At 58.2% G+C, this 21,227-nt stretch carries 11 protein-coding genes; 3 read left to right on the top strand and 8 right to left on the bottom strand.

All coding sequences use genetic code 11. The features are described from left to right. Positions 1-39: 39 nt before the first annotated feature. From RO22_RS10605 to RO22_RS10570, 8 genes are all read right to left on the bottom strand, one after another. The gene (locus RO22_RS10605) at positions 40-1,077 is read right to left on the bottom strand and encodes a FecCD family ABC transporter permease (protein WP_027958563.1); all 1,038 of its coding nucleotides are present in this window, start codon (positions 1,075-1,077) and stop codon (positions 40-42) included. Beyond that, positions 1,074-2,078 carry a FecCD family ABC transporter permease gene (locus tag RO22_RS10600; protein WP_027958562.1) on the bottom strand — a complete coding sequence of 335 codons (1,005 nt, stop codon included), beginning with the start codon at positions 2,076-2,078 and terminating at the stop codon, positions 1,074-1,076. Before RO22_RS10600 ends, RO22_RS10605 begins: the two co-directional genes overlap by 4 nt. Further along, on the bottom strand, positions 2,072-3,052 hold the full coding sequence (locus tag RO22_RS10595; protein ID WP_230803550.1) for an ABC transporter substrate-binding protein: 981 nt from the start codon (positions 3,050-3,052) through the stop codon (positions 2,072-2,074). The genes RO22_RS10600 and RO22_RS10595 overlap by 7 nt, the downstream gene beginning before the upstream one ends. 72 nt (positions 3,053-3,124) lie before the next feature. Beyond that, entirely contained in the window at positions 3,125-3,460 is a 336-nt protein-coding gene (locus RO22_RS10590; RefSeq protein ID WP_027958561.1) for an AzlD domain-containing protein, read from the bottom strand. Beyond that, on the bottom strand, positions 3,457-4,197 hold the full coding sequence (locus RO22_RS10585) for an AzlC family ABC transporter permease (protein ID WP_027958560.1): 741 nt from the start codon (positions 4,195-4,197) through the stop codon (positions 3,457-3,459). The genes RO22_RS10590 and RO22_RS10585 overlap by 4 nt, the downstream gene beginning before the upstream one ends. Continuing rightward, the gene (locus RO22_RS10580; RefSeq protein WP_022522427.1) at positions 4,194-4,724 is read right to left on the bottom strand and encodes a helix-turn-helix domain-containing protein; all 531 of its coding nucleotides are present in this window, start codon (positions 4,722-4,724) and stop codon (positions 4,194-4,196) included. The genes RO22_RS10585 and RO22_RS10580 overlap by 4 nt, the downstream gene beginning before the upstream one ends. Positions 4,725-4,880: 156 nt before the next feature. Then, a complete protein-coding gene (sstT, locus tag RO22_RS10575; RefSeq protein WP_009288341.1) occupies positions 4,881-6,101 on the bottom strand; it encodes a serine/threonine transporter SstT in 1,221 nt (406 codons plus the stop codon). Between the two features lie 99 nt (positions 6,102-6,200). After that, positions 6,201-14,837 (bottom strand): GH36-type glycosyl hydrolase domain-containing protein, encoded by an 8,637-nt coding sequence (locus RO22_RS10570; RefSeq protein WP_041158296.1) that lies wholly within the window; start codon positions 14,835-14,837, stop codon positions 6,201-6,203. 302 nt (positions 14,838-15,139) lie between these two features. Here RO22_RS10570 and RO22_RS10565 point away from each other — a divergent pair, with 302 nt between their 5' ends. The 3 genes from RO22_RS10565 (at position 15,140) to RO22_RS10555 (ending at position 21,151) form a co-directional block, all read left to right on the top strand. Then, on the top strand, positions 15,140-16,789 hold the full coding sequence (locus RO22_RS10565) for a DASS family sodium-coupled anion symporter (protein WP_230803548.1): 1,650 nt from the start codon (positions 15,140-15,142) through the stop codon (positions 16,787-16,789). Positions 16,790-16,940: 151 nt separating this feature from the next. Then, positions 16,941-18,089, top strand: coding sequence for an exonuclease SbcCD subunit D (locus RO22_RS10560; protein ID WP_041158295.1), 1,149 nt, complete (start codon positions 16,941-16,943; stop codon positions 18,087-18,089). Further along, positions 18,086-21,151, top strand: coding sequence for an AAA family ATPase (locus RO22_RS10555; RefSeq protein ID WP_041158294.1), 3,066 nt, complete (start codon positions 18,086-18,088; stop codon positions 21,149-21,151). The genes RO22_RS10560 and RO22_RS10555 overlap by 4 nt, the downstream gene beginning before the upstream one ends. Positions 21,152-21,227: the final 76 nt, after the last annotated feature.

The raw sequence follows: 21,227 nt of genomic DNA, 5'->3' as shown, positions 1-21,227 counted from the left end.
GGCGCCTTTGGGGCGCCGCTTTTTTTTCGTCAATTCGCTCTAAAAGCGAGCTCGCGATCTATGCAGTAAATAAACGAAGAAGGGCGCGCCTATCCCGGCAACAAAGATGCCCGCAGGTAAATCTTTGGGCAAAAACGCTACCCGGCCCAGCAGGTCGGCGTAAAGCACTATCAAGGCGCCGACCAACGCTGATGTAGGCACCAGGCGTGCCATGTTCCGCCCCACCAGCCTAGCGGCCAGGTGGGGGGCAATTAATCCCACAAAGCTTAAGCCACCGGCAAAAGCCACAGCGGCACCTGCCAGCGCCACGCTGCAGGCCAGCAATACCAATCTGCTGCGCAGAATCGCCACCCCAAGCCCTTCGGCAACGCTATCACCCAGGGCCATGGCATCCGCATGGCGGGCGAAGAGTAGGCTGATAGGCACCGCGACGACTAACCACGGCAATAGGCTCCACACATCGTCCCATTGCGCCGCGTAAAGGCTGCCGGTTAGCCATACATAGGCGGTCATGGCGGCAGAGTCATCGCTGATCACGATTAACAGGGTGGTGCCAGCGCCCATGGCCGCGGCCAGGCCAATGCCGACCAGTACCATGCGCGATGGGCTAACACCGTTTTTCCAGGCCAAGCTCACCACCAGCAGTGCAGAAACTAGTGCTCCCAGCATGGCGGCAACGGGCAGCCAGTGAATGCTAAGGGTCGAACTCAATAGGGATAAGAACACCACCGCCGCCAGCGCCGCACCGCTGGTAATGCCGATGACATCCGGGGAGGCCAGCGGGTTACGCACAATGCTTTGCAGAATCGCTCCCGCGATTGCCAGGGCGGCGCCGACCAATACCGCTAGAGCGATGCGCGGAAGGCGCAGCTCCCAAATAATAAAGGTAATATCACTACTTAGCGGGGCTGCTAGTGCATTTAGCACCTGCAGCGGTGGTGTGGGAAAACTGCCTAAACAGAGCGACAGCCCGGCGCTTGCTAGCAATAAAAGGCTTAGCATCAGCAGGCGACGTAGTAAGCGATTACTGTCGCTTTTTGCTTCGCTGTTAAGGTTTAACGTGGCGTCTGCTCTCATTGGCCAGCCATCTTGCGTCGTGCCAGATAGATAAAGAAGGGCGTGCCGATCAGCGCGGTCATCACACCGACCGGAACCTCTTGGGGTGGCATTAAAAAGCGCGAGCCAAGATCGGCCAGCAGCAGCAAACAGGCACCCAATAGCGCGCAGGCTGGCAGCAGCCAGCGATGGTCGATGCCAAATAACCCCCGCGCCATATGGGGCACAATCAGGCCCACAAACCCGATCATGCCCGCCAGCGCTACGGCGCTGCCCGCCAGCACAATCACAATCAGCCCGAGCAGCAGCTTGATGGTGGTGGCCTGCATGCCCAGCCCGGTGACCATGTCATCGCCCAGTAACAGTGCATTGGCGTGACGTACCAGCAGTGCGCTGAGCAGCAGTGCTCCGCCGAAGAGCGGCAGTAAGGGCGCTACCAAAGAGAGGTCGCGCCCCGACACTGAGCCCGCCAACCAGTAAAGCACGCTTTCAAAACTTTGCTGATCAATCACCAACAGCCCTTGGCTGAACGACACAAACATTGCCGTCACTGCTACACCTGCCAGCACGACCCGCAGAGGGGAGAGCTCACCGTGGCGGCCGCGGCTAAGCACCACCACCAGTATGGCCGCAACGAGTGCCCCTAATAGCGCGGCCCATACGTAGTGAGCGGGCGTGTGCAGCGGCAATAGCGAAACCGCTACTACTACAAAAAACATCGCGCCGGCGTTAATGCCCAAAATGCCCGGCGACGCCAGCGGGTTGCGCGTCATGGTCTGCATTAGTGCGCCTGCAATCGCTAAGCTGGCGCCCACCAGAGCGGCAATCACCGCACGGGGTAAGCGTTCAGTTAAAAGAATGATGTGGGCGATGTTGGTAGGATCGTAATGGGCGAGCGAGCCATACAGAGAGGAAAGGGAGATCTCCGTTGTGCCTAACATCACGCTGGCGAAAAAGGCGCCTAGTGCCACCAGCACGCCGAGTAGCAGGCCAATACTTTTTGCGGCAGTACTGTTTAGCATGAAGCAGGCTCCCCACGGCCACTGGCGTGAGGCAGGCAAGCCTGATGCGGCGCCGCTTCGGGTTGCAACAGCCCGTAGTGACTATACAGATCATCCAGCATGGCGTTGGCCGCCAGTATGCCGCCACCCATCATCCAACTCACCGGCTCAACTTCAAATACGCGCCCGCTTTGTACCGCTGACAGCTGTTGCCAGAGTGGGTGGGAGGCCCAGTGTTGGTAATTATCTGCAATAGCGGGGTCATCGGGCTCAAGCAGAATAAAGAGGGCATCGGCATCCAGCACCGGAATGTTTTCAGTACTGGAAAGCTTCATTCCCCAACTCTGGCTTTGCAGTGTATCCGGCTGATTAAAGCCCAGCTCATCAAGAATCGAGCCTGCAAAGCCGCTGGTATAGATGCGCACGTGGTCGCTTTTAAACCGCACCACGGCCACTTTTTGCGGCCACTCGCTGCTCAACTTGGCGGCGATCTGCTGGCGAAAGTCGGCGACACGATCATCCCATTGCTCAAGCAGCTCATTTGCCTGCGCTTCGCGGCCAGTAGCATTGGCCACCATGTTCAGCGTGGTCTTGAAGTTAAACACTGTCGGGGCAGATACAGTGGGGGCGATGGCCTCCAATAGCGGCGCTATTCGCGCATGGCGAAAGTCGCTGGCAATGACCAAGTCAGGATTAAGCCAGGCAATCTTTTCCAGGTTCGGTTGGGTTTCCAGCCCCACATGCTCGACGCTATCAAGCGCATCGCGCAGATAGCGGTACATGGGCTTTTCCAGCCAGGAATCGACTACGCCAATAGGCGTCAGTCCAAGGGCTACGGCGCTGTCGGTAGCCCCCTGGTAAAGCGTCACAATGCGTGGCGGTTCCGGGGGGCTGCTCGGCGTGTCAGCGGCTGCCATAAAGGGCATTAGCGCCGCCTGCGTTAACAGCAACACACTCATAAAAACCTTCTTGCCATGGGTGTGTGCTTTTAACATTAATGTCACTTTACGATTGGCTCGGACTTAAGAGCCAGGATGATGGCATGACGTAAAAGCTAATGCAAAGCATTACCAAATGAAGGCCGCGACCTCAACTATCCCAAATACCGCGACGCCGGCCGCGACCGGCCAGCCAAGTGAGCGTACCCGCGACCACACCAGCAGCGTGACAGAAAGCCCGATGGCGGTGGCGATCCAGGAAACAGCGCTTGGGTTAACCGGTACAATGGATACCCCCAGCACGGCGGCAATCATCAGTGGGCCAAGAATACCCAGCCACTGGGGCATGTTATTAAGGCCACTTTCGCTGTTGAGGCGGCGCTGCATCCATAAAAACGGCACAACCCGCATCAGCAACGTGCCAATGGCAGAAACCGCGACCGCTATCCAAAGTGCAGTGCTCATGATTCACGCCTCCTGTTGGTGGCGAATCTTTGCGTATAGAACTGCGTGGAGTAGAAGCACAGCGCGCCGCAGGCGGCGGCTAAGGGAATCGCCACGTTGCCCCAGCCGACCAGGGTCAAACACAGCGCCGCTAAAATGGTGCAGCCCATGGCGACTGCCCAACGCTTGTCGGTAAAGCGCGGCGCCACCATGGTCAAAAACAGCGCGGGCAGCGCGAAGGGCATAATCTCACCCAGCAGCGGCCAGCGGGCGGTAAAGGCCTCACCGGCGGTAGCCCCCACCGCGGTGCCAATTATCCAGGCGCCCCAGGCCAGCAGTGATGCGCCCAAAAACCAACTAAAACGCTTTACCTCAGGCAGTTGGGGCAGTCGGGTTAGGGCCAGTGCAAACACCTGGTCGGTGAGGCCGTGCATTAACCAGGGCCAGTGGCGACTGCGCGGCAGTAGTCCCGCCAGGTTAGGGCCGTACACCACATGGCGCACGTTAATCAGCAGCGTCATCGCTACCACCAGCCACAGCGGGGCGCCTGTAGCGATCATACCGACAAATAGAAATTGCGAAGCACCGGCGTAAATCAGCGCTGAAATAGTCGTGGCCTCCAGCGTGCTAAAGCCGGCCTGGGTGGCGACTAAGCCAAATGACAGCGCCACGGGAATGTAGCCGCCCAATAGTGGGATGGCTTCTCGCACGCCCTGCAGCGCGCTACGAACAGGAGAGTGGCTGGCAGCTTGGCTCATGATGTTTGGCCTTCCAAACCATAGGTGATGGTCATCATCAACGTGGCCTCCGCTTCGTGGGTACGGTAAAGGTGCGGTTGATCGGCGGCGAAGGTGATGGCCTCTCCCGGTGTCAGTACCGTGGTTGCCCCTTCGGGCCCCGCTTCCAGCCAGCCGCTGATCAGTGTGAGTGATTCACGGGTGCCGGGTGTATGGGCTTCAGCATGACGCAATGTATGCGGTGCGCAGCGCATCCAGTAGGCGTCCACCTGAGGGGAATCCTTGCCTTGATCGATTAAACGCACCTGTACGCCATCTTCACCCAGCGGCACGCTGATTGGCGCTACCAGAGTGCCGAAAGGCACATTGAGCTGCACCGCCAGCCGCCAAATGGTATCCAGGGTCGGATTGCCGTTGCCTTGTTCAAGGCGACACAGGTTGGATTTGGCAATCCCCGCCTCATTGGCTAACTGCGACAGTGACCAGCCCCGCTCCAGGCGAAGTGCTTGAAGGTGCTGGCCCAACGTGTTGAGTGAGAGCTTATCCATAAGGCTGTCCGCTGTTCTTTATATAGAACGTTCTATATAAGGAACGTTCGTCTGTCAATGGCCTCGCTCGGCAACAATAGCCTTATTCGGAAGTGGCACCCTCTAGCGGCGGCGCGCTGGGAGTATGCCTAATGGGGCACTATGCCCCGGGCAGTGCTAGTTGTTCGCTTCCTTGGAGCGGCAGGCCGCTGCAGTAAACAGCACATCGGTAGAGGAATTGAGCGCAGTTTCGGTGGAGTCCTGTACCACGCTGATCACAAAGCCAATCGCCACCGCCTGCATGGCCACTTCCGTGGGAATACCGAACAGGTTGGCGGCCATGGGAATCAGCATCAGTGAACCGCCCGCCACGCCTGAAACGCCGCAGGCCGCCAGCGCTGAAACCACGCAAAGTAGCAGCGCCGTGGGAAAGTCGACGCTAATGCCTAGCGTATGAGTGGTCGCCAGAGTGATGACAGTAATGGTGATGGCTGCGCCACACATATTGATCGTTGCACCCAGCGGAATGGAAATGGAGTAGGTGTCAGGGTCGAGCTTTAGGCGGCGGCAAAGCTCCAGGTTCACGGGGATATTCGCGGCCGAACTGCGGGTGAAAAAGGCAGTAATCGCACTACCGCGCAGGCACGTAAACACCAGGGGATAAGGGTTTTGCCGGGTGGTGAAGTAAACCAGCAGCGGGTTGCTAACCAGCGCGACAAACAGCATACAGCCCACGATCACACCCAGCAGTTGGGCGTAGTTGAGCAGCGACTCAACGCCGGATTCTGCCAGCGTGCCTGCCACTAAACCAAAGATACCCAGCGGCGCTAAACGAATCACCAGTGTCACAATGCGGGTGATCGCTGCGGATAAATCGCTCAATGCTTGGCGGGTGGTATCGCTGGCTTGGCGCAGCATTAAACCCAGGCCGATAGCCCAGGCCAAAATAGCGATAAAGTTAGCCTCCATCAGCGCACTAACCGGGTTGGCAACCGCGTTTAGCAGCAGGTCGCGTAGAACGCTAAAAATATCCCCGGGCGGGTTGCCGTCAACTTGCCCCAAATCTAACGTAAGCTCCGTGGGAAACAGGAAGCTGGCTGCCACTGCAATGAGCGCGGCGATCAGCGTGCCCACCACATAGAGCACCAGCACGGGGCGAATATGGGTGGGTTGACCTTTTTGATGAGCAGAGATCGCAGCGGCTACCAGTACAAACACCAAAATGGGCGCCACTGCCTGCAATGCGGCGATAAAGAGCTGGCCAAGTAGGGCCACGTCGCTTGCAATGCCCGGTGAAAACAGGGCGAGCACTACCCCGGCAACGATACCGATTAAAATCTGCGGGATAAGGCCCAGCCGAATAAGTGGCCGGAAAACGGTGCGGGCGGTGGCGATCATTGCGCAACTCTCAGGTAGTAAAAGGTGGGTGGCGTATCGGCGTTTAGCCGCTAACGCGCCTGAAAGGGGCGGTATTCTATCAGCTACGACCTGCCTCCGTTACTTTTCAGCGACTGTGTTTGGCTTGATAAATACCTCTAACTGATGTCGTTTGCCATCCAGCGGAATGCGTACTTCACCTTGTTGACGGGTCAGTATTCGGCCATCGAGCTGCGCGCTGGGTGCCTCATCGGTGGTGGTAACCTTAACCGCGTAGTGGGTGGCGGCAATGGTTAGCGTTGCGCTAAAACCTGGCCAGTCGTGGGGAAGGCAGGGGGCAATCACCAGCCAGCCACCTTCTCGGCGAATGCCCAGAATGCCCTCCACCCCAGCGCGGTACATCCAGCCCGCTGAGCCTGTGTACCATGTCCAGCCGCCGCGTCCGGTATGAGGCGCAACCGAATAGACATCCGCAGCCACCACATAGGGTTCTACGTGATAACGAGTGACCTCTTCGGTGGTGCGGGCATGATTGATCGGGTTGAGTAGCGCAAAAAGCCCATGCGCTTTGCTGCCCTCGCCGAGCTTTGCAAAGGCGAGAATCGCCCACATTGCGGCGTGGCTATATTGCCCACCGTTCTCGCGCATACCGGGCGGATAGCCGCCGATATAGCCTGGGTCGCGCTGGGGCTGATCGAAGGGGGGCCAGAACAGTAGCGCAAGTTGCTCATCGTGCCTGATCAGCTCACGTTCCAGTGACGCCATGGCGAGGGCTGCGCGGTGGGGGTTTGCTGCCCCCGAGAGTACCGCCCAGGTCTGGGCAATCGAATCAATTTGGCAGGCGTCGCTCCCTTTACTGCCCAGCCAGCTGCCGTCATCAAAGGTCGCCCGGCGGTACCACTGGCCGTCCCAGGCGTTGCTTTCCAGCGCAATACGCAACGCAGTGATATGGGCACGCCAACGCTCGGCGCGTGGAGTGTCCATTGTGGCTGAGTCCAGTGTGGTTGAGTCCTTAGCCGCTGAAGGCGCTTGCTTTTCGCGCTGCTGGGCAAAGGGTAGAAACAGCTCCAGGGTATGCACCAGCAGCCAGCCAAGCCACACGCTTTCGCCTTCGCCCGCTTCGCCAACGCGGTTCATGCCATCGTTCCAATCGCCGCCACCGATCAACGGTAAGCCGTGCTCGCCGGTTAGATCAATGCTTTGATCCAAGCCTCGGGCGCAGTGCTCAAACAGCGAGGCGGTTTCCCCTGCGATCATCGGCTGAAAAAAACAGTCGTGCTCTTCAGGCGCTAATTCGGCACCTTCCAGAAAACTCACCGTCTCGTCGAGCACGGCGGCGTCGTGGGAAGTGGCAATATAGCGGGCGCAGGCATAAGCCAGCCAGACCCGGTCATCGGAAATACGCGTACGCACCCCTTGGCCGGAGTGGGGCAGCCACCAGTGCTGGACATCGCCTTCGACAAACTGGCGTGAGGCGGCGCGGAGCAGGTGTTGACGAGTGGTTTCGGGGCTGGTGAAGGTTAACGCCATGCCATCCTGTAACTGGTCACGGAAACCATAGGCGCCGCTGGCTTGGTAAAACCCTGAGCGCGCGGTGATTCGGCAGGCAATGGTTTGGTACATTAGCCAGCCGTTAAGCATGATGTCCATGGCGCGGTCAGGGGTGGCCACTTGTACCGCGTTAAGCTGCGTTTGCCAGTGCGCAGTGACCAGTGCGAGCTCCGCGTCAATGTCCGCCTGGCGATACCGCGCGATCAGCGATTTGGCTTCAGCGGTTGAGCTGCTTTGCCCCATCAGTACAACGATATCGACGCTTTCACCTGCCCCTAGCGTTACGCTGCGGTTAAGCGCGGCACAGGGATCCAACCCCGCACCGTGGGTGCCGGAAAGCGGAGCCTGGCTGCGCAGCCCCGCGGGCGCCCCCAGGCTACCGCCGTGGCCGATAAATTCACAGCGGTCAGCCGTCCAGGAAGTTGGTTGGGTGCCGATATCCAGAAACGCTACCCGGCCAGGGAAATTTATATTCCAGGGATTCTCCACCAGCAGCGCGCCGCTATCGGCGTCTGGGTGCGAGATCAGAAAAGGCGCCGAGCCGCTACGTGAAGTCCCTAGCACCCACTCGGCATAAGCCGTCACCGAGAGCTTGCGTAGTCGCCCGGAGTGATTGCTAAGGCGTAGCCGTGAAATCCTTAGCGGGGTCTCTAGGGGCACGAAGTGCAGAAGCTCCAGAGCGATCCCATCCACTTGGTGCTCGAACTGGCTATAGCCGAAGCCGTGTCGTGCCATGTAGCGGCCATGATCCCGCAAAGGTCGGGCAGTCGCGGTGAAGAGCGCCATCGTCTCTTCATCGCGAACATAGATCACATCGCCACTTGGATCCATCACGGGGTCGTTTGACCAGGCTGTGAGCTGGTTTTCGCGGCTGTTATCCGCCCATACATAGCCTGCGCCTTCTGCTGATACCTGAAAGCCGAAGCCTGCGTTGGCGATCACGTTGATCCACGGCGCGGGCGTGGAGCTCCCTGCCTCAAGTACCGTGACGTACTCACGACCATCCTGAGCAAAGCCGCCCAGGCCATTAAAAAACTCAAGCGTTGGGAGTGGCGTTTCGCTGGCATTGAGCGGGGTGTGCCTGGGTAGGGGACGTTTGACCAACGCTTGGGGCGGTGTTGTGGCAAGGCGTGTGGGCAGCGTCAAGGCTAATTGATTCGCTATGCTGCCGCGATGGGCCATTAATGCAACGCAGGCGATCGACTGAAGCTGCATACGTACTTCCAGACTTATTAGGTCGGCACGCAATGCAATCACGGCGCCCTGAGCGAAATCTTTTTTAAGACGAGGTTGTGTTTGGCTGCTAAGCACCGCTGTTTCAATGGCCTGCTGCAGATCCTGAATATAGGAGGAGGAGCGCTCATTGATAATCACCACATCCACGCCCAGCCGCTTCATGCGCCAATATTCGTGGGCACGGAGCAGTTGGCGTACCTGGCCAATGTCATCAATGCTATCAATGCGCATTAAAATTATCGGCAGGTCACCGGAAATGCTGTGTTGCCAGAGTCGCGACTGCGGCCCGGCACCACGCTCAATGGCTTCGGCAGGCGCTCTAAAGCGGGTATCAGGGTAAAGAATTGGCGCGGCAAGACGCTGAAAGTCGGCGGCTTCTTCAGGCTGAATGCCCAAATGGCGAAGCTGCACCTGTGCCTGAGTCCAGGCGAGGGTTTTGGCGCGCTCAAAGGCGCTGCGGTCGTGGTGTTTATCAATTAGATCCATCAGCGCCTCACGGGAGGAGGCGACCACAGTCCAGTAAGCGATTCGGGCCGCTTTGCCGGGGACCACGCGCAGGCAGTAGCGCAGTGCAAAAATAGGATCCAGTACGCTGCCGACACTGCTTGAAAGGTGCTGGCCCTCTGCCAGCGCTGAGGCATGCAGCGTACTTCGGCCGCGGCCTAAAAACCGGGCCCGGTCAGTCTCGAACTCCAGCTCGCCCACGGTGTCGCCCTCTACCACCGCAAAGTGAGCCGCCCACACCTGCTCTTCATCGGGTGAGCGCCGCCGCCTTGTGGCGATCAAGGCGTTGAAGGCTTCAAGGTACTCGGTCACCACAAACATTTTGGCGAAAGCGGGGTGCGCATTGTCGGTACTGGGAGCGGTCAAGACTAATTCTAGATAGGAGGTGATCGTGATGTCCCGGGCGTGACGACCGCTGTTGGTGAGCGAAAGGTGGCGAACTTCGCTGTCGTCCTCGCCTGAAACCAGCACCTCCATGTGGCTGGTGATGTCGTCATGACGATGGCTGTAGCGAGCATAATCCTCGGCAAATATCGCATGGCTATGTTCATCGTTAGCGCCGGCCGGGTGCGCCGCCGTTTGCCCTGTGGCTGTCCACACGCCGGGGTGCTTGGCATCGCGCAGAAAAATAAAGCTGCCTAAGTGGTCGCGGGTGGCATCCGGCTGCCAGCGGCTAATGGCTACGTTGCGCCATCTGCTGTAACCACCGCCGGTGGCCGTTAGCATCACCGAGTAGCAGCCATTGGAGAGTAAATGGGTAACGGGTGCGCCACTGGCTGTTGTTGAAGCACGGCGAATAGTTTGTGCTTCGTTAATCATTTGACTCGCGTTTGACTTCACCTCTTCAGCGCGGGGGTGGGCAATCGCCACGTTACGCGGAACCCGCTCTTGAAGCAGCAGTTCGCTGGCTTGAATCATCGGTTCGCGGTGAAAGCGAGCGCGCATCTGGCCGTGATGCAGGGTGTTAGCAATAGCCGCGATGGTCATGCCCTGATGGTGGGCCATAAAGCTGCGCACAATCACCACTTTCTCACCTGCGGGTAGCCGCGAGCGAGTGAAATCGAGTGCTTCATAGAAGCCATAGCGGCCTACTGCACCCATCTCCGCCAAGCGTTTGAAATTACGACAGGCGCCGTTGGGGTCAACCATGGCGGCTAATCCGGTGGCGTAGGGTGCGATCACCAGATCAGCAGAGAGCCCTCGCTTGAGCCCCAGCCCCGGCACCCCAAAATTAGAATATTGATAGGTGAACTCCCGATCACGGGCATTATAAGCGGATTCGGAAATACCCCAAGGGGCGGAGAGCTGGGCAGCGTAGGTCTCTTGACGCTTTACCACTAGCCGGTTGGTTTGCTCCAGCAGGCTGCCCCCAGGGGCGCGCATCACCAGCGAGGGCATCAGGTATTCAAACATCGATCCCGACCAGGAGATCAATGCCGAGCCAAAGGTGACCGGGGTGGCAGCACGGCCGAGTTTGAACCAGTGGCGGGTGGGAATATCGCCTTTGGCAATTGCAAACAGGCTAGCCAGGCGCGCCTCAGAGGCCAGCAGGTCGTAGCAGCTGGTATCCAGGCAGTTGTCATCCAGCGAATAACCAATCGACAGCAGTTGACGCTCGCTATCGAGTAGAAAGTCGAAATCCATGCCCAGTGCCAGGCGTCGCGCCGAGTCCGCAAGCTGCTGCAGGCGTAGGGCGAGTGCACCCTCTTCAAGGTTTGGCTGGGATTCCCTGTCATGGCGGTGTTGCGCCACTGAGGCGTGCAGTGCTTGCAACCAAAACAGCAGGTCTTCGCTGTATGGGTCGTTATGCTCGCTGAGAGGAGTGCGCGAAAGCGTTAACGTACTATCCGTCAATGCGGCGATAGTTGCCAAGCATCCCGTCGACATCACTTTGCCTTTCAACTGAGCGTCTATGGCCTCCAACTGCACGCTAAGCTGAGCCGTGAACTCTTTCGACAAAGTGGATGCTTGTTTAAGTGTCTGACGGGCCAGGTTTAGGGTGTCGGCAATGCCTTCGCGTGGGTCAGCTAGATAGCCTGCCGTCTGCCAGGTTTCGCAGGCATTGGCGATAGCGATAAGGTGCCCTGCAAGGTTGCCGCTATCCACCGTTGACACATACCGGGGGTTAAGCGGGCGCAGGTCGTGGGTGGCGTACCAGTTATAGAAGTGCCCCCGGTAGCGGGGTAGTCCCAGCATCACGCCCAGGGTGGCTTCGAGTCGCTCAAGCGTCTCATGGGTACCTGTCCAGCCGAAATCCCGTGCCGCCAGGGTGGAGAGTAGGTAGAGCCCCATATTGGTCGGCGAGGTGCGCTGGGCGAGGGCGGGCTGAGGATCCTCCTGAAAGTTATCCGGCGGTAAGCGGTTATCGGTGGCAGTCACGAAGGTTTCGAAAAAGCGCCAGGTTCGCCGAGCAATAACCCGTAGCTCAAGGGCTTCTTCTTCTGAGATGGTGGGTTGGACAACGGCGCTTGTGCTGCTGCTTAACCAAGAAGCCACTGCTGGTGCCGCCAACCAAAGCAGTGCTATGGGGAGTGTGATTGGCCATGTGTGGCTGGCTGTCCAGAGTGCACTGATAACCACCGCTAGCCCCAGTGCGGTGCCTGGGGCCATGCGCTGATAGAATCCCAGTACCGTCAGCGGCGGGCTTTTCATCGACTGGGCGGCAGATGTCCACTCCAGTAGACGCCGGTGGGTGACCAGTACGCGGGCGAGCGTTCTGGCGATGGCATCCAGCATGCGCCATGCTTGGTCAGGTAAAAACAGGATCAGTAGCAGCATTTGTGCGCTACCCAGCTTTAGCTCGTCAAACCAAAGGTGGTAGTGGTGGCGTAGTCTAGACCACGCCCGGAAGGGAACGAATGAGGCCGTTAGGGAGAGCAACACCGGTGCCCCGACAACGGCCAGTAGTAGCAGTGTACTGGTAATAGCCATGCTCAGCGGCAACTGCCAGCTAACCGCAAGGCTTGCCAACACTAATAGTGGCGTTACCGAGCGTCGCAGGTTGCCGAGCATTTTCATCCGCCCAGTGAGCGGCAGCGCCGGGGCGATTAGCCAAGGGAGCAGTTGCCAATCACCGCGTGTCCAGCGGTGTTGGCGCTTGGCGGCTACATCATAGCGGGCCGGGAAGTCTTCAATCACTTCGATATCGGAGGCGAGTCCCGCACGGGCAAATACACCTTCGAACAAATCGTGGCTGAGCAGGCTATTGTCGGGCACCCGGCCAGCCAGCGAGGCTTCAAAGGCATCGATCGCGTAAATACCTTTACCGGCGAACGAGCCTTCACCGACCAGATCCTGATAGAGATCTGAAATAGCGGCGGCGTAAGGGTCGATGCCCCCAGGCGCGGAGAATAGCCGCTGGTAGATAGAACCTTCGCCCCCTGTGGGCAGCGACGGCGTCACTCGAGGCTGCAATATTGCATACCCCTCCACGACCCGGCGTAGCTGTTGATCCATTCGTGGCTGGTTTAACGGATGCGCCATTTTCCCGATCAACTGGCTGGCTGCGCCCCGGGGCAGGCGGGTGTCGGCATCCAGAGTGATGACGTAGCGCACGTCACTGGGCAGTGGCGGCGGCTCTATAAAGGTGGTGTCCGTGGCGCCACGTAGCAAGCGGTTTAGCTCGTGTAGCTTGCCCCGCTTACGCTCCCACCCCATCCAGGTATTCTCGCTGGCGTTAAATACCCGCCGCCGATGAAGCAGAAAGAAGCGTTTATCGCTATCGAGGGCGAGAGGACAATAACGCTTATTTAACTGCTCCACCGCTGCTTTAGCAGCCAATAACAGCGCGGCCTCATGGGGTAGTTCCGCTTGGGGGGCATCCACGCCGTCAAGCAGCAGCGCATAGCCAAGCGCCCCCTCACCGCTGGACAAGTGGTGCACTTCAAGACGCTCAATCTGTTCGCGCAGATCTTCTTCGCTGGTCAGCAGCGTAGGCACCGCCACCAGGGTTCTTAACTGTGGCGGAATGCCTTTGGCAAGGTCGAGCCCAGGCAGCGGTTGAGCGTCGATAGAGTAGATAATCAGGCGGTTAACGATCAGCGTCGCGACTTCCATAATGGGCAGGAAACCGAACGCCCCTAGCAGCATAAGCCAGGGTAACGGTACATCACCGATCGCCAGCGGTAACGAAAGCAGCAGTCCACCGGCCAGCGTCATCAGGCTCAATGTCACCACGGCCATCAGTACGATATAGCTGCGAATGCCGTGGTGAATGAGTGTCCGGCGCAACCACTGGCGTGAGGAGGGGGTAAATCGTATCTTCTGCTCAAGGGTTATCCGACCTGAGCTTACCAAGAAGTAGCCAGGGTCTCCCCGGCGTGCTGCTTCGGCCGGGTCGCTGGTGGCGTCCCCTGCCTGCTGTGAGAGTGAGAGTGCCGCTTCGACTACCTCAAGCTCGCTGAAGCGAGAGCCACGGGCGAGTTGTTCTATGGCGCTGCGATACTGATTGCGGGTGGGGAAATCGAGCTGGCTGAAGTGGCTTTGCTGGCGTAACCGGCTATCCACTAAACTAACGTTCTCAAACAGCTCCGCCCAGTCGATGCTGGAAACGAAGCGCATGCTGGTGATGATATTGCGCACGGTTACGTTGGCGGCGCCTTGGCGCTGCTGAGCGTGCTGAACCATGTCGTCAATGCTTTCACCCTGCTGGCTAAGTTGCTCGTTTAGCCAACCTACCAGCGGGCTGCAGCGGGGATCTAAGCCGCGTAGCCGCTTAGCGAGCTGAGCGGTGAAGGGCTCTGCTAATGGCCCTTTATGAATATTGAGCGTGCTGGTTTCCAAGTGAAAGGTATGACGTTCCTGGGAGGTTTGCCGATCCGTGGGCGTTAGCCATTTAGCCGCTAATGCATCGGCTTCGTCCCTTGCGGTTTGTTCGCTGATAATTTGGTCGGCAAGGCGTCGCAGGTTCTCGATCAGCACAATGCGTAGCGTGATCGCCACTGCCCAGAGCTCGCCAATGGTCAATGACTGAACGCGCTGATAAGCGGTGATAAAGTTCTGCAAATTATCCAGGTCGACATGGCTGTCGGTATGCGCCACAAAGGCCCAGGCGATACCGAATACCCGCGGGTAGCCCGCAAAAGGCCCGTTGGCTAACTTCGGTAGCTGGCGGTAATACCCAGGGGGGAGGTCGCTGCGTATCTCACGAATTTGCGCTTCAATTAGGTGGTAATTATCGAGCAGCCAAGCGGCGGCAGGCACAATTTCTCGCCCACCTGCCAGCGCTGTGGCACTGGCGCGGTAAACGTCCAGCAAAGCGCGCGCGTTATCGTTGAGCCGTCTTGCTAACGAAACTACCTTGGGTGGCGTGCTGGTCACTGATTGGTTAAGCGCCAAGCTGCCGGCGTGCTGTTCAAGTCGCTCTGCGCTGAAGAGCTCTTCCCTGACGGGGCTAGTCGAGTTCCACGGCGCTGCAAACGTAGGGTGCGGACGCACAAAACGGAGAAGTTGTTTCACAGATTCCATCCTGGTGAGAATGCACCTCGGTGCACCAACGATGCTTCCTTACCAGAACAATGGTCGTGATGTGAGATTTCGTCCGTGCGCTAGCGCACATTGCGCTTATGTCACTGTTAGTATTTGCGCATAGTTAAACTAAAGTTGTTAGACTTTGGTTGTAATTAATGGCAAATCACTGGACTAATTGCCTATTGCAGTTAATAAAGGGCGCCAAAGGAGGTTCCGTGTCGCCCATCGTGCGGCATATATATCGGAATGTTGATCCTCGATTTGTTCTTTTCACTCTGACCGTAAGTGGCGCAAATTGTATGCATAAAACTGCCCTGATGACGGTATGGGATCAGCTATGGCACTCCCACTACCAAGCCAAAAAACTATTGATGTGCGCGCTACCTACGGGCGGGGCCGCCAACGCCGCGGCTTCGAATACCAAGCGTAATCCTTCCCCTCAACCTAAGCCGCCTGCCTACACCACGCCGCAGAAGATTGGCCTGTTGCTTGGTCCGCTGCTGTTCGCTTTTGTGGTGATGTTCTTTCACCCTGAAGACTTAAGCTTTGAAGGGCGTATGGTGCTCGCTACCACTCTGTGGGTGGCCGTATGGTGGATCACCGAAGCTATTCCGATTCCCGCGACCTCGTTGCTACCCATTGTGCTTTTACCGATTACCGGCGCTTTGGATGGCAATACCGTTACGGCCGCCTACGGTAATCCGATCATTTTCCTGTTTCTGGGCGGTTTTATGATCGCGCTGGCAATGGAGCGATGGGATCTTCACAAGCGTATCGCGCTGTCGATTATTGCCGTGTTGGGCACCAGTATTAATAGCATCGTGTTTGGTTTTATGGCCGCGACGGGCTTTTTGTCCATGTGGGTCTCCAACACCGCATCGGTCATGATGATGCTGCCGATCGGTACCGCTATCGTGTATCAGGTGAGTCAAGAGCTGGCGAAAAGTGACGGCGACCACAGTGTCGAAATCGATAAGTTCAGCAAAGCGCTGATTTTTGGTATCGGTTATGGCGGTACCATTGGGGGCCTGGGCACGCTCATTGGAACCCCTCCGAATATCATACTCGCCGCAATTGTAAATCAGCTGTTTGGCATTGAGATCTCCTTTGCCGGTTGGCTCATGTTTGCATTTCCCATTGTGTGTGTACTGCTAGTTATCACCTGGCTGCTACTTACGCGGGTGTTTTTCCGCATTGACTTTAGTCACCTACCAGGTGGCCGAGAGCTGATTAACAAAGAAAAAGCGGCGCTGGGTAACACCAGCTTCGAAGAGAAAGCGGTGCTGGTGGTGTTTTTGTTCGCTGCCTTTATGTGGATCACCCGCTCGTTCTTGTGGCAGGGGCAGATCATCAATATCCCCGGCATCAATGATACCATGATCGCGATTGTCGCTGCGCTGCTGCTGTTTTTGATTCCCTCCAAAAATCAAGGTGGCTGCCTACTGGGCTGGGACGTGGCGAAAGACGTACCCTGGGGCATTCTGCTGTTGTTCGGAGGTGGTTTGGCAATTGCCGCAGGCTTCGGCTCTTCCGGCCTGGCGGAGTGGATCGGTGGGCAAATGAGCGTGCTGGAAGGCGCCAACTTCCTGTTGGTCATCCTGCTGGCGACCGGCATGGTGCTGTTCTTGACCGAAATCACCTCGAATACCGCCACGGCCACCATGATTCTGCCGGTGTTGGCGTCGCTGGCGCTGGCGCTGGATATCCACCCCTTCGTGCTGATGGTGCCCGCCGCCATGGCCGCCAACTGTGCCTTTATGCTACCTGTTGGTACGCCGCCCAACGCCATCATCTTCGCCACTGGCAAACTGAAAATTATCGAGATGGTGCGCACCGGCTTCTGGATCAACATCATCGCCATGCTGCTGATTGTGGCGGCGGTTTACTTCCTACTGCCGGTCATGTGGGGAGTTGATCTCACCAGCTATCCAGACGCCTTCCGTCGCTAGCGCTGGTTGAGCCTAGAGCCTTTAGAGAAACGATTAGCCCTGCCATTGAGCGGGGCTTTTTGTCGGTCGTTTATGTAGGTGAGGAGTTTTGTGGGTAGATTGAGTATCGGGTTGTTATCATGCCGCTACACTATTTTTTGCTGAGCCTGTTATGCGTCTACTTCACACCGCCGATTGGCACCTGGGGCGGCTGTTCCACAACCTGTCGTTACTGGATGATCAGCGCGATGTGCTCGACCAGCTTATCGAGATTGTCGACCGGGAAAACGTCGATGCGGTGCTGATTGCGGGCGATATCTACGACCGTTCGGTGCCGCCTGCGGCGGCGGTAACGCTGCTGGATGAGGTGCTCCACGCGCTCTGCGAGGAGCGCAAGCTGCCGGTGATCATGATTTCAGGTAACCACGATGGTGCTGAGCGGCTTCGTTTCGGCGCGCGCCACCTGCGTCAGGCCGGTCTGCATATTCTTTCCGACTTAGCTGATTTTGACACACCTGTAACGCTGACGATTAAGGGCGCTGAGATGGATGTGTTCGGCATTCCCTACGCCGACCCCGAACATGTTCGCAGCCAGTTTAACGTGGAGGTGCGCGATTTTGACGGCTCCCACCGCTATTTGGTTGAGCGCATCGAAGAGCAGCGTCACCCGACACGCCCGTGCATATTGATGAGCCACTGCTTTGTGGATGGCGGCAGCGCCTCTGATTCTGAACGCCCGCTGACCCTGGGCGGTGCCGAAAGCGTCGCCTGGGAACCTATGCAAGGCTTTGACTATGTGGCGCTTGGCCACCTTCACGGCCCCCAGTACCGCGGCGGCGAGCATATTCGTTACAGCGGCTCGCTGCTCAAATATAGCTTTTCCGAAGCCAGCCAGCGTAAAGGCGTGACGCTGGTGGATTTTGATGCGAGCGGCGTCACCAAGATCGAGCAGATACCCCTCATACCCAGTCGTGAAGTTCGCGTATTAGAGGGCGAGATCGATGCGTTGATTGCCCAGGGGCGAACGGATGCCAATGCCGACGACTATCTGCTGGTGCGGTTAACCGATCGCCACGCCATTCTCGACCCCATGGGCAAGTTGCGTGAGGTGTATCCCAACGTGCTACATCTCGAGAAGCCCGGCATGCTGGATGCCCAGGGTAATCAGCAGCTTGACCGTGAGCGGCTGAAGTTCAACGCACTGGATATGTTCAGTGACTTTTTCGCCCAAACCAGCGGTGAGCCCATGACCGACCAACAAGCCGAGGCGATAAGCGAACTGATAGGCGAGCTTAGTCGTGACGAAGAGGCTCAGGGATGACACCTCTAACCCTTACCATGCAGGCGTTCGGGCCCTTTGCGGGCAGTGAGACCATCGACTTCACCGCGCTGGGAAGAAGCCCACTGTTTTTGATTAATGGCCCTACCGGCGCCGGTAAAAGCTCGATTCTTGATGCCATCTGTTTTGCGCTTTACGGCCAAACCACGGGCAATGAACGCGATCCGGCGCAGATGCGTTGCGACCAGGCTGACGCTTCGCTGCTAACGGAAGTGACGCTGGATTTTCGCCTGCGCGGCGTGGATTACCGGGTTCGCCGGGTGCCCCAGCAGGAGCGCCCCAAGGCTCGCGGCGAAGGGACGACCACCCATAATGCAGAAGCCCAGCTGTGGCGATTAAAGGCAGAGGGTGAAGTGGAATCCTGCCTGGTAGCACGCAAGGTCAATGATGCCACCGCGGAGTTGCAAACCCTGATCGGCCTGGATGCCAACCAGTTTCGTCAGGTGATGGTGCTACCCCAGGGCAAGTTCCGCGAACTGCTGCTGGCAGGCTCCAAAGAGCGCGAAGTGATTTTTTCCCAGCTGTTTCAAACCCAGATTTTTCAGCGCATCGAAGAGCGCCTGCGCACCCAGGCCAATCAAATCGAGCGGGCAGTGAGTGATCATCGCCAGCATATCAGCGGCATCCTCGCCGGGGGGGAGCTTGAGAGCGAAGCCGCGTTAGCGCAAGAGCTTGAAGCGCTGACACCCCAGGTAGACCAAGCGCGGCAACGTTTTGAAACCGCGCAGCAGCAGCGCCGTAGCGCCGAAAAGCAGCGCGATGAGGCGCTGGCGCTGCAGCGTCAATTTGAGGCCCGCGATCGGCTGGCGGCGGTTAAAGCCCGTCATCTTGAGCAGCACACACAGATAGAAAGCACTAAGGAGCGCTTAGCGCAAAGCACCCACGCCCAGGCGCTGCGCCCACAGAGAGCTGCCTTAGACCAAGCGCTGCAGGCGTTGATCACCGCCCAGGCCGATCAGCGACAGGCGCAAGCCGAATTAGCCACTCAACGTACTAACGCCGAACAGGCGCAGCAGGCGTCAGAAGTGGCACGCCAGCGTCAGGCAGAGCTCCCCGCGCTCCGTGAACGGCATCGCCAATTGGGCGAATTTATTCATAAAAGCCAGCAGTTAAGCGAGTTGCAGGCGCGTTTTAAAACGGCGCAGGCCACCTGGCAACAAGCCGATAGTGCGCTCAAGCGTGATGAGGCGCAGCTAGATAACATTCGCCAGCAGGGCGAAGCGATTAGCGTTAACCTGGAACGCTTACAGACAGAGTTTCAGCAACTGGCCAGCGCCCCCGCTGAGCTCAGCCGACATAACGACCTGCTGACCCAGCGCCAAGAGCTGGATGAACTCACCCGGCAAGCGCATGAGTTAACCAGCCAACAGCAGCAGGCGACGGAGGCACTCAACCGCCAGCAAAGCGAAGCAGAACGAGCGCAACGCCACGCCACTGAGCAGGAGATGCGTTGGCACCAGGGGCAGGCCGCGCTGTTAGCGCTCACCCTTGAACAGGATGTCCCTTGCCCGGTGTGCGGCAGCCTGGAGCATCCAGCCCCAGCGGTTAACAGTGCCGACGTGGTCAGCCAAGCGCAGGTTGAAGAAGCCAGGGCGGCGCAAGAGCAGGCTCGTCAAGCACAACAGAGCGCCGAGCGTTACCATCATCAGCTCACTCAGCAGATTAACTACAATACAGAGCAGGCCCAGCGGCTTACCCAACAGCTGGGCGAGTGGGCTAGCCAACCGCTGCTTGAACTGCAAAATGCCTGCGAAGGCTTGCGCCGCCAAGTGCAGCGCCGGGAAAGCGTTGAACGTGAGATTAGCCAGCAAACCGTTGCTCGCGAAGCGCTGCGCCGCGAGTGGGGCGCGCTGGATAAGCAGCTTAAAACCCAACGGCCCGCGGTGGAGAAGGCAAAAGAGGACGCGTTGCGCCTAGAGAGTCAGCGCGATCAACTGAGCCAATCGCTGCCGGAAGATGCCCGCGACCCTGAGGCAATGCGCCGAACCCTCACTGAGCTTGAACACCAGATCGCACAGCTCGAAAAAGCCTGGGAGAGCGCCCAGCAGATGCTCTCGACCAGCCAAACCCAACTGGCGCGGGCGGAAGAGCAGCTACGCGGTGCGAACGAGCGAATCGAACGTAGCGAGCAGACGCTTCAGCAGGTGCAAGCTGAGTGGCAAGCCGCCCTGCAGGCCAGCCCCTTTGAAGATGAAGCAGCGTTTCAGGCTGCGCAGTTGGATGATACCCAGCGACAAGAGTTGACTCGCCAAGTAGAGGCGTACCAACGCCGCCTGGCCGAGCTTGAAGGCGCGCTGGAGAACTACCAAACTCAGCTTGCGGAAAAAACGCCGCCGAATATGGCCGCGTTGACCAGCCTAACCGAGGCGGCCCAGGTCGAAGAGAACACCCAGCTAGAGGCGTGGCGGGGGCTGGATGGGAGGCTGACCACGCTGCGCGGTATTCGTCAAAAGCTTGCGACTGCCCACAGGGCGCAGGCAGAGCTCGAAGCCCAGTATCAGCTGTGGGGCACGCTCAGCGAGGTCGCTAATGGTCGTACGGGGCACCGTATTAGCCTGCAGCGCTTTGTGCTGGGTGTGCTGCTGGATGACGTATTGATTCAAGCTTCGGAGCGTTTGGTGCGCATGAGCCGCGGGCGTTATCAGTTGGTGCGTCGGGAAGATCCCTCCAAAGGTAACAGAGCGTCGGGTCTGGAGCTTGATGTGGCCGACACCTACACCGGCAAGAACCGTTCGGTAGCGACACTCTCCGGCGGGGAGTCTTTTATGGCCGCGCTCTCGCTGGCGCTAGGGCTCTCGGATGTAGTGCAGGCGTACGCTGGCGGCATTCAACTGGATACGCTATTTATCGATGAGGGCTTTGGCAGCCTGGATCAGGATGCGCTGGATCAAGCGATTGCCATGCTCAGCGAACTGCAAATGGGCGGGCGCATGATTGGGGTGATCTCCCATGTCAGCGAACTCAAAGAGCAAATGCCAGTTCGTATAGACGTAAGTGCCAGCCGCCACGGGAGCACGGTGGAAGTAAAGGGCGTACTTCTCTAACGCCGCATGACCGAGTGCAAGCAGTTTTCTTAACAAGGCCTGATTCATGCTGCGTTCATATAGAATGTTTTATAAA

This window comes from Halomonas sp. KHS3 (genome assembly GCF_000830495.1).
Classification (GTDB): domain Bacteria; phylum Pseudomonadota; class Gammaproteobacteria; order Pseudomonadales; family Halomonadaceae; genus Vreelandella; species Vreelandella titanicae.
The sequence above is the reverse complement of the archived record's forward strand: the minus strand, read 5'-3'. Positions and strand labels throughout refer to the sequence as shown.